This is a genomic window from Paenibacillus polymyxa, from assembly GCF_015710975.1.
GTDB classification, from domain to species: Bacteria; Bacillota; Bacilli; order Paenibacillales; family Paenibacillaceae; genus Paenibacillus; species Paenibacillus polymyxa.
Map to the genome: position 1 here is coordinate 684,660 of NZ_CP049783.1, position 15,106 is coordinate 699,765.

Sequence of the window (15,106 nt, forward strand, 5' to 3'; positions counted from 1 at the left end):
TCCTCCACTATTGGACTGTACAATATTGAACTCTTCTCTCTGTATGTTCTACGTTGTATCACTCTGGTCTCTATTTATGTCCGTTCTAATGTGGAGGAGCTCTTGCCCGTCGATGAGGTTGTTATATGTCGTGTCCGAACCATCCCATGTTCATCTACCTCCGTCCATATTCCCTCTAAACCAGATACTGTCCCTCGTAGGAGCTTAAGGAACTGCCGGTAATGCCTTGGCAAGCTCCGGTGTCATATCGTTCGGAGTAAAATAGTAATAGCGTGTATGGGGATCTGAACTAAATAAAGGTTTGATCTTGACTTGAACCAAGTAAGTGCCTTTCGCCATATCTGGAGTATAGCTATTAGATCTACGCTTTTCCAGTACAGTGCTCCACAGCTTCGGATCTTCAATCGTTATTGCTTTGTGCTTTTGTTGAATGCTTCTAAATATTTTATAGTCTTCAATATATTGATTGGGTTGATAAGGCTCCATTTCCTGAGAAATAATAGGAACAGCCCGTATCGAAAAAATATCCTTGGAATCAATGATGACCTTATCCGCATACCCTTTTTGCTCTAGCCAATCTGTAAGCTTGTGATATGAAGCCGGCCAATTAAATGAAATTTCACGATGCCAGCTCGGTTCGTTATTGGTAGAGGATGACTCTTTATTTGTAATAGAAACATTCCCCAGAGGGTATCGATGTGATTGCATTTCGCTATAACTCATATTTAATACTTCTTCTCTGAGTACAGCTTCAAATTCACGAGTTTCTTTGGGATTGGTTAAAACCACTCGTCTTTCATTATCATCTACGGATTCGATATTGATCGTCTCTGCTTTTCCTTGCAGCTTATCCAGCTTGTATCTCACCGTTTTATAAGGCTCTGCTTCCATCACTTTAGTCAGTTCTGTCCGGAAAGGCTTCTCCGGGAATGTATAGCGGCGAGTCATGGTGGAACCATCATCCAAACGGTAGACTATGAATGCCGATTCGACGGCCAGGTTTTTGGACAACATTTTCTCGCCAGCTGCATGTGCACGTACGAGTTCTCGATGTAAATTCAGTACAGAGGCGATATAGGCCCTATCTTGGGAGTAATAAGCTTCTTTTTCTGCATCTCCCCCTAGAGGCTCCTCTTGCCCGACATAAACTTTTTCTACGGAGTGTGCTGTTGGAATCCGTCCCTCATAACCCAACCAACCTGAAATCGGGATATACAGTACCAGCCCCATGATCACACCGTAAACGACCATTTCCACCAAAGCACGAACACGCACAATTTGCCACGTCTTGCGGACGACCATTTCTACAACGATATAGCCTAAAATAGCTCCAAGTGCATACCCGAAAATCGACCAATTAGCTCCTCTTGTACCTGCATTATAAAAATAATCGCCTAGTACAAGCATGGCGCATAGTATAACCCCTGCCTTGAACAAAGGTTGAAAGAAAGAAAACGCTATAGCCTGAGTCGCCTTTTCGACCAAGCGTTTACGATACAAACCATAACTCAAGGCGACAAACAGCACAGAGATACCTAGATAGGCGAGTAGCTCCATGTAAGAAAAGGCGCGCTGTGGCAAGTTGTCCATAATGCGTACAAACGGCGATAAGTTTTCCCAAACATTATTATTGCTGCGAAACTCCGAGCCATTAATATATTGAACAACGGTTTCTCGCACCCGCACATATCCGTATAAATTACGTTCCAGAAAACGCCCTATCATCATGAATAGAAACTGAGGCAATAGCAGCAAAACATACACTACTACGGTCTGTAGCAACGATTGTCCCACACAAATCCCTACAAACACAGTAAAAGTAAACAAGAAAATCGTAAGGACGGACACAACCAAAGCCCACGATCCAACGTCATTAATTTGAAAAATATAAGGCAGTTCGACTGACGTGTTAACCCAAGCAGTTACTCCCGCAGTCAGCCATACAGGTACAAGTAAAAGAACAAGACCGCTAATTAAATGTGACGTTAATAGATGCTCTCTACGCAAAGGTAGGCTATGATACAAATCGGATGGCCCCTGTCGCTGAACAAAACGAAGCAGCATCACACCTGCCAGCACGGGTACGGTCATTAAAATTAATTTTTGCAATTCATTACCCGAGTTTGTGCTATCGAACAAGCTTTTTAAAACCACTCGCGGTTGTTCATCACCAGTGCTCATAAACAATGGCAGCGGTACTGTAAACAGCAATCCTGCCAAGTACAATAGACCGATCCAGCCATGCTGTCTCAGGCATTGGCGAATTACGCCGCCGCTACAGAAGAATCGGTTGGATGTCATAACCTGCGTCCTCCATTTCATAAATGAAAATTTCTTCAAGCGTCAACGGCAGCAAATCGAACACATGCGGCTCATACGCTTCAATCGTTTCTGCAATCCGCTCTCGCTCACCCCGGATGATAAGCAGCAGAACACTGCCCCTCCGCTCCTTATGTACAACCGAAAGTTGGCCACAGACAGCTTCCTCATGCATGCTGTCCCGAAAGGCAACCTGCACCTTATGCGTATCGGATTTAAGGTCATCCACCTCTTTTTCCAACAGCATCCGACCTTGGTGCATAATGCCGACATGATCACACATGTCTTCAATCTCACGCAAATTATGAGATGAGATCACGACGGTCATCTCACGTGCTGCGGTTTCTTGGAACAAGAGATTTTTGATCATTCTACGCATCACGGGGTCCAGACCATCAATGGGTTCATCCAAAACCAGCAGCTCTGGCATGCAGCTCAAGGCAAGCAAAAAAGCGGCTTGGCGCTTCATCCCCTTGGAAAAACGGTGAAGTTTGCGCTTCGGGTCCAGCTTGAAAATCTCCGTAAGCTGTGTGTAGCGTTCTTCACTCCAACTTGGATAAATGGAGCGGTAAAACCGGGCCATCTGACGAATTGTCGCTTGCGGGAAAAAATAAGGGGTATCCGGCAAAAACAGAATGTGCTGCTTGGCTTCAGGCTGCTCATACACCGGCTGTCCACCGATTAGCACCTTACCAGTATCCGGCCGGTAAATCCCGGCAATGATTTTGAGCAAGGTCGTTTTCCCTGCCCCGTTCGAGCCCAGCAGTCCAAAAATGGAGCCCTTCTTTACCGTCAGGGCGAGCTGATCGACAGCCTTTTCTTCCGTAAATGTCTTTGTGACTTCCCTTAATTCAATCAAGGGACATCCCCCTTTCCTTTGTTTGCATAGCTTCCACGTATATGTCGTCCACTTCCTGCTGTGTAAAACCGAAATGGACAGCTTCGATCATCAGTTTTAACAATGCCGCCCGAATCTCATCCCGCTTTATTTGTTGCGGCTGCTGCTGGGTAGGCGTGACAAAGCTGCCTTTGCCCTGAACGGAATAAATATATCCTTCGCGTTCCAGCTCGCGATACGCTTTCTGAATCGTATTCGGATTCACCGTAAGTTGAGCGGACAATGCCCGTACAGAAGGCAATTGCTCATCCGGCTGAAGCGATCCGTACACGATCATTTCCTTAACCTTCTCCATAAGCTGTTCGTAGATCGGCTTACGGCTGCGGATATCCAGCTCGAACATGGACTTCCTCCTTTCAACACTGGCTCAAATTCATGTATACATGTTCAACTGTTCTAACTGTACTATCATTAATAGTACAGTTAGAACAGTTTGTCAATCTTTTCTTTGGACATTTCTTACAAAAAATAGCCGCGATGCAGAATGCATCACGGCTATTTCTTTTTAGCCTTCCTTTGAATCATAAGGCTGATCACGGCTTATATTCGCAAGTGTGTGCCCTTCCGGCAGTTTTAGATCCAGTTGGAACCGGAATGTTGCTCCTCTGGCCTCGTCACTATCTACACCAATGGAACCCCCCATTAGCTTGACCAGGTTTTTGCAGATGGACAAGCCAAGACCTGTCCCTCCATATTTCCGGTTCAGTGCCGGATGAAGCTGGGAAAAAGGCTGAAACAACAAATGCTGACGGTCTGCCGGGATGCCGATTCCAGTATCCGTTACACTAAACTCAATCAGGCATTTCTTTTTACGGCGGCTGTAAGCCTTTCTCTCCACAAAAATATTTACACGCCCTCGCTCCGTAAATTTGATCGCATTGCTCACCAAGTTCACCAATATCTGTCGGATACGCACATGATCACCGACTAGCATCCCTGGCATTTCCTGATCTATATGCCATTCTAGCTGGATTCCTTTTTCCATAGCCTGCGTCATAAATAGGTCAGCTACACTGCCAACCACATCCTCCAGCACAAAAGACTCATGCAGCAACGACATTTTGCCAGCTTCGATTTTGCTCAAATCCAGTATCTCATTCAATATCTGCATCAAAGCGTTGCTACTGCTGGTAATAATATCGATATAGCTACGCTGCTCCTCATCTAATTCCGTGTCTGCCAGTAATCCTGCCATGCCTATAATGCCGTTCATCGGTGTACGAAGCTCATGACTCATCACAGACAGGAATTCTGACTTGGCTCGATCGGCGCGTTCGGCAGACTCCTTGGCCCGAATAATCTCCTTTTCATTCGTCCTGTCTACAAAAACCATCACCGCTCCTTTTCGTTCGCCGTTATCCATCAAAGGGCTGATTCGATAGGAGGCCAGAAAACTGGACCCGTCTTTTTTCCAAAATACAGCTTCCTCTGCCTGATAAGAAGCGCCGCTGCGAATCGCTTGGAGAATAGAAGCCTGCTCGTCCGGAAAATGGCTGCCTATTTCGTCAGCATGGCGAATGACGTCTATACATGAACCGTTCAGCGGGTTGGCTGATCCTATGCCGAACATCTCAACAGCTGCCGGGTTCATAAAGCGGACATGTCCTTCGGTATTCAAACCCACAATTCCTTCGGATACTGCATTCAAAATAAGCGAATGTTCGTTACTGAGCTTTTCAATCTGAGCAATGTAGTTTTTAAGAGGGGTAACATTCTCTATAATCCCGTAACAGCCTACAATTTCTTCTTGCACGAAAATCGGGATATTCGTCATCTTGATGAATAGACGCTCCCCCTCCTTATGTATGAATTCCGATTCATAGGTTTGTGTCTCCCCCTGTTTGGCCATTTCGATATGTCGTTTGATTTTGTCCTGTTCCTCAGAGGAAGCCATGACAAGTATTTCAGCTCCAAGCAGCTCATCCCTCGTATAACCCGTAAGCTTCTCCAAACTCGGATTCACGCTCAAAATATGACCTTCCATATTCATGGCGCATATCCCGAGTGGATTATGCTGAAATAGTGACTTATAACGGTTTTCACTTTCACGAAGACGTTGCTCGATTTCCCGGTGCTCTGTAACATCCTGTATCATCCCGACTACTTGAACAGGCTTGCCTGCATGCTCGTCCATCTCAGCTTCCCAGATCGAGCGCAGTACCTTCTGTTCCCCATTGGGCAATACAATCCGGTAAAAGGTTTCTTCGTGAATTCCCTTTAAGATCACGTTGTTGATAATTTGCTTCATCCGTTCCGTATCTTCGGGATGAACTGCCTTCATGAAAGCGTCAATACTTGTTTCAACCGGCTTGACACGATAGCCAAATATGCTGCGAAATTCCTTGGAAAAATGCATAACATTGTTGACCAGATCCCAGTCCCATGAGCCGAACATCGCCAACTGTTGAGCTTTTGCCAGGTTCTCCTCGCTCTTCTGGCGCTCTGTGATATTTCGTCCGATGGATAGAACTCGCTTGATCTTGCCCTGTTCATCCCGAATAATACGGTACGATACTTCCAGCCACAAATAATGCCCGTCCTTATGACGTACACGCCGCTTCATGATGCCTGTTTCCTTGAACATTCCATGTACACGCATGTAATCGGCATCTTCGATATGGTAAAATTGAAGCCGTTTTTTGCCGAGCATTTCCTGCTTCGTATAGCCAAGGAGTTTTTCCACCGAAGGAGAAATATATTGAAGTATGCCGTCTGCCGTGCTGTAAGAGATGACATCCGGCGTATTTTCGGTAATCAACATGTACAAATCCTCATTGTCCGAAAGCACCTGCTCCATGTCCTTTTTCTCCGTGACATCCATTGCATACGCAATCAAATAAGATTGTTCGGTAGCCTCATCATCAAATATGGTTAATTCCAGCGATAGCCAGACAGTTGTTCCCCGTTTATGCTTCAAACGCAGCTCTGTCTTGTAGACTTGATCCGTAGCCTTTAGCCAACCTGCATAGGCCTCCCTCAGCCCTTGCTGATCCTGAGCCTCATTATACAAGAGATGGTAATATCGGATATCCAGTAATTCCTCCTGCTCATATCCGACCATTTTGCAAAAGGCGGGATTGACATAAAGACACTTCCCCTCCCTCGACAAAATCACGATTCCTGTCGGGGCATGATTATACATATGTTCCAGCAAAGGCAGTCGTTGAGCAGCAGAAAACAAATGAATCTCCTCCTCTATATGAAAGACATTAAAACATGTATGCACAAAAGATTGCCGATGCAGGTTCATCGGCAATCTCTAGATTATTTTTTTATACCACCCGGCTAAGAAAATGACGCAAAAATCGCTCAGCAGTGAGTTGCAATTGCCTTCTCTACCGAGATGTTGCTAAAAGTGGTTGTTGACCCCCACAGTAGATTAGTATTCTTTCTTCATTATACACAATTTGAATGCTTATTCCCTTGGTCATCGAATTCTTTATTTGAAGACGTTAAAAAAGGCTACAGCAGTTGTGCCGCAGCCCTTTTTCAACAATTATCAGTTATTCAAGTGTATATATTCACCTATTCCTAAGGCTCGATTCCCCATACCAGCTTATCGTTGTGGAACAATGTTACTTTGTTCCATTCAGCATAAGAGGTTTTGGTTGGATCGAAGGAATAGTCATTGGATTCGTTCAGATTAGACCAGTCGCTATTGTTCATGCGGATCTGAATATCACCTGTTTGCGCGCCAGCAGCAAGCGTGCCGGCAGCAGCACTGAATCCAATTTCAATATAGTTGTCTTTAATGGTACGCAGCACGTTATCATTACCTACTTGCGCCCAGTCTACCGCAGATTGCAGCTCTTGGCTGCCATCTTTCGTGAAGTAATAGCGGATTTTAAGCTCGCTCAACTTCACTGGTGTTGTCCCTTTATTTTTGAGATTAAAGAAAGGCTTGGCAGCGTTATTCGCTGGATCCGTGTCCCCAGCACGATACATTACAACCAGATCACCCGTTGGATCTGTAGGATTCGTTGGATCTGTCGGTGTACCTTTTGGCTCAGCGCTTACCGTTGCGGAATCCTTACTTGTTCCTTTCGCATTCGTAGCACTTACAACATAGAAGTAAGTTGTTCCGTTCGTCAGTCCCTTATCCGTGTACTCTCTTTCCGTTACAAGAGGCGCAACGGCTGTAAAAGGACCTGCTTCGCTAGTAGCACGTTTTACCGTGTAACTCTCGGCACCAGTAGACGCATTCCAAGTCAGCGTTACTTGAGCATTGCCCACAACAGCCTTTAAGCCTGACGGTACTGCTGGAGCAGTAGGCGCTGGGTCTACACCACCAGTGGAAGGCACGATTGCAGGGTACGCATTTTGTACCAGCATTACAAACTGATCATGGAACCATGCTCCTGAAATAGGTGCATTCGGCAAAGCATCTGTTAATGTGCCATCCTTGGTTGTATAGGTAGGATCACACATACGGTCAAAGCCTTTACCCTCATCGTTCGGGATGAGTGAGCTGGAACCATCGGAATCCCCTGGAGGTTTTGCCCAGACATAGGCATCGATATGACCAGCTGGAGCCGTTTGTGGCGGCGTTCCCATACCTGCTCCGCTGTTATTACACCAGTTACCACGGTGTGAGCGTTTGTCTACACGACCGGAGTTTACATAGGAGTTAATATCATTGCCGACTGCGGAAGTCGGACGGTTAGGTCCTCCCCATCCATTACGGCCTGTATCAATTAACATACCGAGTGAGCTCGGCCAGCCTGCGCTGACAAAATCTCTATGCAAGGACTCTGCAAAATCCGATTCATCGAAATTAGGATTCCATTCGTAGTACTTGGACGATTTGATCGGCTGCCCACCGATATTCAGGTTTGGATCAGGCAAATTAGGTTCTGTCAGCGGTGAAGTATTGGCTGTATTCGTGATAAAGCCATCTACACTGGACAGACCTTTGCTCGTGTCTTTGAAAATAGTTGTAAACAGGGATACCGTTGCTGAACGGTTGTTATCCCAGCCTAACCAACCAGAGTGACCGATATCTACGTATTTGTACACGTTAGGAATCTCGTTCAGCTTATTCATTGTGTATTTAACACCAGCTTCGTAAATCCCTGTGGACTTGGCTTGCGCACATTTCGGATCATCCAGATTGGTTACCAGATTTGGCAAGCTATCCGGTTCAATGATCGCAACGATACGAATATCCTTATATTTGGGATTTGCGAAAATAGAAGCTATTTTGTCAATATAATCCTTTTTATAAGTTTCCAGACCTGCCTGGGTCAGCGGCAATTCACCATTGGAAGCCAAGGCATGACAATCCCGTCCGGGCAGATCATACACAATGAACTCCGCCGTAATCGGTGTGTTGCCTTTCTTTTGCGCCAATACTTGGTCTAAATGTGCCTCCAAGCCAAGCTTGCCTCCACCGCCGTTAATAGCGGCGATACGATCAAGCCAAACGGCTGTCGGGAATGTTTTGACCGTTTGCATTTTTGCCTTCAGATTCGCATCCGTAACCTTGGCAATCGATGTGTCGACACTAGCCGCATAATCAGGGCTAACGTATTTTGTCGCCCCTTGGTAAGGATTATCGACATGGGATTCTGCATGTATTTTATCCGTAAATCCTGCACCTGGTAGAAAGCTGCTTGCGACGAGTGATAGCGCAAAAGCATACTTCATTCCTTTACGAAGCACTTGCTTTGTTTTCAATTGCTTCACCTATCTTTCCGTAGATTTTGTTGAATCTTCCTATGTCGGCACCTGATTGTTATATGATTAAATGTGTGTTACGCCTACTCTCTCCCTAGAAAAAGTAGCGTTCATAGTTGCGAAAGGTAAGCGCTTTCTATTTGTTCATGCGCTCACATTTTTCCCCTTTTTGTCACCTCCTATGTTAGATTATAGTGAGCTGGAAATCTGCTGTAAATTGAATAAATTAAGGACTACAATTATTAATTAGGCATATGAATTGCCACACCGACGGTTCGGGATGGTCTCTCTTTTTTTGAGATTGGTTCTATCATTTGTTGAACTTCCCTACTATGACAAGCTCTCAGGAGATTCAAAGTCGACAGTAAAAGAGCGGATGCATAAAAAACAAGACTGTATTCTTTAATTTCCGTCAGCCCAAATCGACAAGAATAAACTTTAGGCTGCTATCTATGTCAAACGTTGAACCTATCGACAGCAAAAAAGGATGTTTCAGGCCTACGACCATGAAAACACCCTTTTATTGTTGTTCCATTCATCTCTGCTCATAAGCAGGTCCATGGTATGATCGTTAATGCAATTGTACCAAGTAGCTGTTACGCATTGTTATTCTGCACTTTTTCGCGATCCTTGCCCTTGTCGGATTGTCCTGCATTTTTATTGGCGGCATCTCGATCCAGCTGCATTTCTTCAACCGTCTTCACCTTAAGTCGTGCTGCTCCCTCATAAGGTCGGGTTGAAATCAGATCGTCTGTAGCCAAGCGTTGGCGCGCCTCGGCAATCGCTACTCCGTATTGCGGCAACCATGCTTCCTGTGCCACCAGCATCTCATCGACCAGCTGCCAAATTTCTTTCGGATTACACACCGCGCCCACTAACGGGTCCATCATAAACGCTTGGCGCAGCAGCTTATCGTCTCCATGTACAGCCGCTTCAACAGCCAAACGCTGAACGGAAATACTAACATTGCACACGGCAGCAGGACCCAGCGGCAGTTCTCCAACTTGCGGCATAGAAATACCGTTCCGATCCACATATCCAGGAGCTTCAATAATCGCATCGTCTGGCAAGTTGGAAATTATACCGTTATTCACAACATTAAAGTGCCCCCGGTATACACGTCCTGTTTCCAGGCTTTCAATAATGTATGAGCCGTGCTCTTCACCTCGATGCTCTGCCTTGTACTCCAGTGGATCTTCCTTCATCCAGTTAGGGAAATCTGTTTCAAACCAGTTACGTCCTTCCGTACATACACGCAAATAGCCGCCTGTTTCTCCGTTGATCCAGTTGCCCAGATCAATCCAGTCCAGAATTTCATTCGGACGCTTCCGATACCAAGGCACATATTCACTGAGATGACCATTCGACTCTGTGCTGTAATAGCCAAAACGACGAAGCATATCGATGCGTACCTTTTCGGTGCGGCTAAATTCAGGATGTTGTTCAAAAGCCTCCAGCAGTCCGGCTGTCAGATCCTTACCCTTATGCGAGGCCTGAATGTACCATGTTTGGTGATTGATTCCGGCGCATACAATGTCCACATCCTGCTTCTCCAGACCGTACGCCTCGGCAATTTGGTGATGCCCATTCTGGACGCCGTGACATAGACCAACCGTACGCACGCCACCGTACTTGTTGCAGGCCCAGGTCATCATCGCCATTGGGTTCGAGTAGTTCAGCAGCAGCACATCCGGTGCACTTAGCTCACGGATATCTTTGCAAATCTCCAGCATTTCAGCGATACCACGCTGGCCATACATGATGCCTCCTGCACATAATGTATCGCCCACGCATTGATCCACACCGTATTTTAGCGGAATATCCACATCGGTCGCAAAGGCTTCCAGACCGCCGACACGGATTGTACAAATGACGTATTTGGCATCCTTTAGAGCTACCTTTCGATCCGTAGAGGACTGTATTTGTATGGACAACCCATTCTCACGAATATCCCTCTGACACAGTTCAGTAACCATATCCAGATTGTGCTGACTGATGTCCGTAAAAGCCACTTCAATATCGTTAAACTCCGGTACTGATAACAGATCTCGCAAAATTCCACGGGTAAAACCGATGCTTCCTGCTCCAATAAAAGCTACTTTAAATGACACGGCATTCAACCTCCGGTAATTAGAATTGTAATATACCGTCATTGTAGCAATATGCCTGTAGAAAGCGTTATCAAAATCATGACCAGATTCGAACTTAGGTGTCAAAAATCCTAACTTTCGCATCAACAGATGCTACTTGCCGTTGACGAAGCTGCGTGTGCTTCTCTTGTTTACTGTATAATGAGTTGTGTCTCTAAACATTCCCAAAGGAGCAAGACATGTCAAACCGTAAATGGACATTTATCCTTATTCCCGTCTTCCTGCTATTTGCCTGGCTGTTGTTTCAGTTCACTCTGTCTTCTCTTCAAATTCACCAATTTGCAGAACAATTGAAGACGGTTTCACCAAACGACGGGGGTTCCGATACAAAAGTGGTATTGATATCACAAGAGCTGGACAATTATTATTGGCGGTCCATTGAACAAGGAGCTCGAAAGGAAGCGGAGCAGTACGGTATGAGGCTCGATTATATCGGACCGGACCGCATTAATCCGTCCGAGCAGATCAAACTGCTGGATAAAGCGATCGCCGCCAAGGCAGATGCGATTCTGGTTCAAGGGATAAATGATCCAGAGTATCGACGATTAATCAACAAGGCTGCCGCACTTGGCATACCTGTCATCACGATCGATACGGATGAGCCGGACTCCCGAAGGCTGGCTTACGTCGGAACGGATAACGAAGGAGCAGGAAAACAGATGGGCATGCTGTTGGCGAAGGCCTCTGGGGAGCATGGCGATATTGGAGTTATGATCAGCAGCGAGCGCGTCGAGAATCAGCGGCTCAGGCTTGCGGGATTTCGTTCTGTGATCAGCCGCTATCCCAAGCTCCGCATTGTGGAGATTCGCTCCTCAAATATTTCACGGCTTCAGGCAGCCCAGCAAGCTCAGAACATGCTCACCCATTATCCGCAGATTCACTACATGGTCGGATTCAGTGCGCTGGACGGCCTTGGCATTCTGGAAGCCTCGGAGCGGCGCGGCGTGCGGAATTTGCAGATTTTCGCTTTTGACGATATGGCCGAGACGTTGAAAGCTATCAAACATCGCAAAATCGAGCTCACCCTTGTTCAACAGCCAATGGAAATGGGGGCTAAGGCTATAAAATTGCTGAATGATTATCTAAAGGGACATGATCCCCAGGAATTAACATACACCAGGGTATATGAAGTGCATGCGGACACTCCTGACAACATGTCTGGAGATGACAGACGATGACGATCAGAACGAAGTTGCTTCTGTTCATCCCTCTTCTAGTTGTGTTCGCCAATATCATCGCTTATTTTGTATTCCAAAGCGGAAAGGTCGTCCAACAGAGCTACGATGAAATGCTTGGCCGAATTCTTCTCATCGAGCAAACCTCCGAATCGACGGAGAGCAACTTAAATCTCCTCTATACCTATCTGCTCAATCCAAGAGACGATACGGGTGTGCAGGGCCCGACGGAATACCAATTGAAGCAGCTGAAAGGCAGAATCCAGGAAGTCTCTGACTCGACCGATCCTTCTTTTGCCGAGGAGGACTACATGAATCTGTTAGCCACATTTCTTGAACAGAAGCAAGCTGCAGTTCTGGATGCAAAGGCACAAGATCCTCAATCGGCTTTTGAGCATTACATTGAAGCGGAGAAAACCGTCGGCTATATTCATGAGGAGGGCCAGCGACTGATCGATGCTGAACTGGCTTATTACCGGCCGCTCATCGAGAACATTCGGAACAAGAATGAGCAAATGAACGGATTGGGAGTGGCGTTGTTCGGCATGAACGCGCTGATGGGGGTTTTGCTTGCCATCTGGGTCTCGCGCAGCATTACGGGCCCTGTCGGCAGACTGGTCGGACTGGCGAAGCGAATCGCCACAGGTGATCTGAATATCGAGCCCCAACCGCGGCGAGATGACGAGCTAGGCGTATTGGCAGACGCCATTTTGCAAATGTCTGCTGACTTGAGCATCCTTATCGAAAAGGATAAACAAAGTCTGGAAATGCGGCGACTTGTGAAGGAGCTAGAGCTTTTGGCCCTGCAAAATCAAATTAACCCGCACTTTTTGTTCAATACCTTAAATGTGCTCTCCAAATTGGCGATCCTGGAAGGAGCGGAGAAGACCAGCGACCTGATCGTTTCGCTGTCCAATCTACTACGGTACAGCCTGCAAAAGCTGGACAAACCCGTAACGCTCCAGGAAGAACTAGACCATATAAGCGAATACGTAACCATCCAGCAGGCGCGTTTCCGGGACAGAATTCGCTTTGATCTTCACTTTGACGCTTCCGTACTTCAGCAGCAAATTCCAGCCTTGACGATCCAGCCATTTATTGAAAACGCCTTTCTTCATGGTGTAGCTGATTTGGAAAACGGAGCCATTATCACATTGACGCTGTCGAGAGCGGGCGAGGATGTGCAAATTGTAATTTCAGACAACGGAAAGGGTATGACGGAGGAAACCCGACTGTCCGTGCTCCGTTTAGAAGGTGGAGCTGAAAGCAGCAGTTCAACAGGACTTGGAATGCAAAACGTGTTTAGGCGGCTGCAATTGTTCTACGAAAAGGAAGGAATGGTTGAAATCCGAAGCCATATCGGATTAGGTACTACCATAACAATACGAATTCCAGTCAAGAAGGAGAGTGAGCAGACGAATGTATCGGTTGTTGATCGCGGATGACGAAGCTTTGGAGAGGGAAGGACTGGAATTGATAGTGGAACGGGCAATGCCGGGGGTATTTCGGTTTATTCATGCCGACAACGGCCGCATGGCGATCGAATGTGCGGAAGAGCACCGGCCTCATATTGCCATTCTGGATATTAATATGCCCGGAATTGACGGGCTTGGGGCGCTTCGTGAATTAAAGGAGCGTCTTCCTGATACCCGTTTCGTGCTCGTCACCGCCTATGATTATTTTGCTTATGCACGTGAGGCGCTCTCTTTGGGCGTAAAAGAATACATTCTGAAGCCAGCGAAGCGAGAACTCATCATCAGTACACTGAAACGACTGATTGAAGAAATTGAATGCGAGAAGCGAGCACGCACGGAAGAATTGGAGCTTAGGCACAAAATCTCACAGCTGATGCCGCTCGCAGAAAATGAGCTGGCTTTAATGCTTATGGTCGACCAGACGGTGGATTCGAGCGCTTCTCAACTGTCGGAATGGCTGGACTTTCCTCTTGATCAGGGAAGCGCCATCATTGCTGCCTTTGAAGGATATGCAGACGAGCAGGACAAAAAGAAAATTTACGATCATTTCCGAAGCTATGTAAAAACACATGGCCCCAATTCCATTGTGAGCTCCCTGATCGACCATCATGTGGCCACTTTTTTACAAAAGCCGCCTGCCACCAGCGAAAACGACTGGCAACAGCGGATTAAGCATCTTGTTCAACAGCTCTCCGAGCTGGCCCAGCAGCAATTTGGCATAAAGACAGCTATTGGAATCGGCTCGCTTCATAGCGGCGAGGAAGGACTTCGCAAGTCCTATTTCGAAGCCGTTTTTGCCTCCACCCTACGCAAGCGCGATGGAGGTTACTGCCACTTTGATGAGCTGAAGTCGTCAGAGGCTGGAAACGCCTCTGTGCTTGCCGTCAAAGAGGAGAATGGAATGCTTCAGCAGACGTACGTCATGTCAGCATTACAACGGATACGCGAACAGCGGGAGGTTCAAACACTGACTATGCTGGGCAGAGCAAAAATGTATATCGAGGAACGGTTCAACGATGAACTTTCGTTGGAAGAAGTGGCTGATTTCGTCCACTTGAATCCTCACTACTTCAGTAAAATTTTCAAACAGGAATATGGAGAAACGTTCATCGACTTCGTAACCAGGTTAAGGATTGATAAAGCTATTGCTTTAATTAAGGAGGGCAACCTTGCCCTGAAGGAAATCAGCTTTGAAGTGGGTTATAAGGACCCGAACTATTTTAGCCGTGTCTTTAAGAAGATAACGGGCGTTCCTCCCACGGAGTTCAAAGGTCAAAAATCGTAGAGCTTCGTCCATGCCGACCATCGGCATGGATTTTTTTAAGCTCGAATGACAAGGTAATGCTAGATTTAGCCCCTCCGTCTCCAATTCGGGAAGCGAAGCCAAAATCGTGCGTGAAAAGGTCCGTTTAT

General features: G+C 46.5%; 9 protein-coding genes. 3 read left to right on the forward strand and 6 right to left on the reverse strand.

Going from position 1 to position 15,106, the window contains the following annotated elements; translation table 11 throughout:
- Positions 1–204: 204 nt before the first annotated feature.
- The 6 genes from G7035_RS03360 to melA all read right to left on the reverse strand — a co-directional run bounded on the left by G7035_RS03360 (position 205) and on the right by melA (position 11,004).
- Positions 205–2,301 (reverse strand): DUF6449 domain-containing protein, encoded by a 2,097-nt coding sequence (locus tag G7035_RS03360; protein ID WP_017426356.1) that lies wholly within the window; start codon positions 2,299–2,301, stop codon positions 205–207.
- A complete protein-coding gene (locus G7035_RS03365; protein WP_016821395.1) occupies positions 2,276–3,178 on the reverse strand; it encodes an ABC transporter ATP-binding protein in 903 nt (300 codons plus the stop codon). Before G7035_RS03365 ends, G7035_RS03360 begins: the two co-directional genes overlap by 26 nt.
- Positions 3,171–3,560 (reverse strand): GntR family transcriptional regulator, encoded by a 390-nt coding sequence (locus G7035_RS03370; protein WP_016821396.1) that lies wholly within the window; start codon positions 3,558–3,560, stop codon positions 3,171–3,173. The genes G7035_RS03365 and G7035_RS03370 overlap by 8 nt, the downstream gene beginning before the upstream one ends.
- Positions 3,561–3,722: 162 nt before the next feature.
- Positions 3,723–6,398, reverse strand: coding sequence for a PAS domain S-box protein (locus G7035_RS03375; protein ID WP_016821397.1), 2,676 nt, complete (start codon positions 6,396–6,398; stop codon positions 3,723–3,725).
- A gap of 350 nt (positions 6,399–6,748) precedes the next feature.
- On the reverse strand, positions 6,749–8,902 hold the full coding sequence (locus tag G7035_RS03380; protein ID WP_019686313.1) for a glycoside hydrolase family 6 protein: 2,154 nt from the start codon (positions 8,900–8,902) through the stop codon (positions 6,749–6,751).
- Between the two features lie 587 nt (positions 8,903–9,489).
- Positions 9,490–11,004 (reverse strand): alpha-glucosidase/alpha-galactosidase, encoded by a 1,515-nt coding sequence (gene melA / locus G7035_RS03385; protein WP_019686312.1) that lies wholly within the window; start codon positions 11,002–11,004, stop codon positions 9,490–9,492.
- Between the two features lie 218 nt (positions 11,005–11,222).
- Between melA and G7035_RS03390 the strand changes: the two genes are divergently transcribed.
- From G7035_RS03390 to G7035_RS03400, 3 genes are read left to right on the forward strand one after another with little or no spacing between them, the layout of a single operon-like run.
- Positions 11,223–12,221 carry a substrate-binding domain-containing protein gene (locus tag G7035_RS03390; protein ID WP_019686311.1) on the forward strand — a complete coding sequence of 333 codons (999 nt, stop codon included), beginning with the start codon at positions 11,223–11,225 and terminating at the stop codon, positions 12,219–12,221.
- Positions 12,218–13,663, forward strand: coding sequence for a sensor histidine kinase (locus G7035_RS03395; RefSeq protein WP_019686310.1), 1,446 nt, complete (start codon positions 12,218–12,220; stop codon positions 13,661–13,663). The genes G7035_RS03390 and G7035_RS03395 overlap by 4 nt, the downstream gene beginning before the upstream one ends.
- Positions 13,638–14,978 carry a response regulator gene (locus tag G7035_RS03400; protein WP_019686309.1) on the forward strand — a complete coding sequence of 447 codons (1,341 nt, stop codon included), beginning with the start codon at positions 13,638–13,640 and terminating at the stop codon, positions 14,976–14,978. Before G7035_RS03395 ends, G7035_RS03400 begins: the two co-directional genes overlap by 26 nt.
- Positions 14,979–15,106 lie beyond the last annotated feature (128 nt).

Coding starts and splice junctions, on each gene's coding strand:
- G7035_RS03360 (WP_017426356.1), bottom strand. CDS start 2,301: ATGACATCCAACCGATTCTTCTGTAGCGGCGGCGTAATTCGCCAATGC.
- G7035_RS03370 (WP_016821396.1), bottom strand. CDS start 3,560: ATGTTCGAGCTGGATATCCGCAGCCGTAAGCCGATCTACGAACAGCTT.
- G7035_RS03390 (WP_019686311.1), top strand. CDS start 11,223: ATGTCAAACCGTAAATGGACATTTATCCTTATTCCCGTCTTCCTGCTA.
- G7035_RS03395 (WP_019686310.1), top strand. CDS start 12,218: ATGACGATCAGAACGAAGTTGCTTCTGTTCATCCCTCTTCTAGTTGTG.
- G7035_RS03400 (WP_019686309.1), top strand. CDS start 13,638: ATGTATCGGTTGTTGATCGCGGATGACGAAGCTTTGGAGAGGGAAGGA.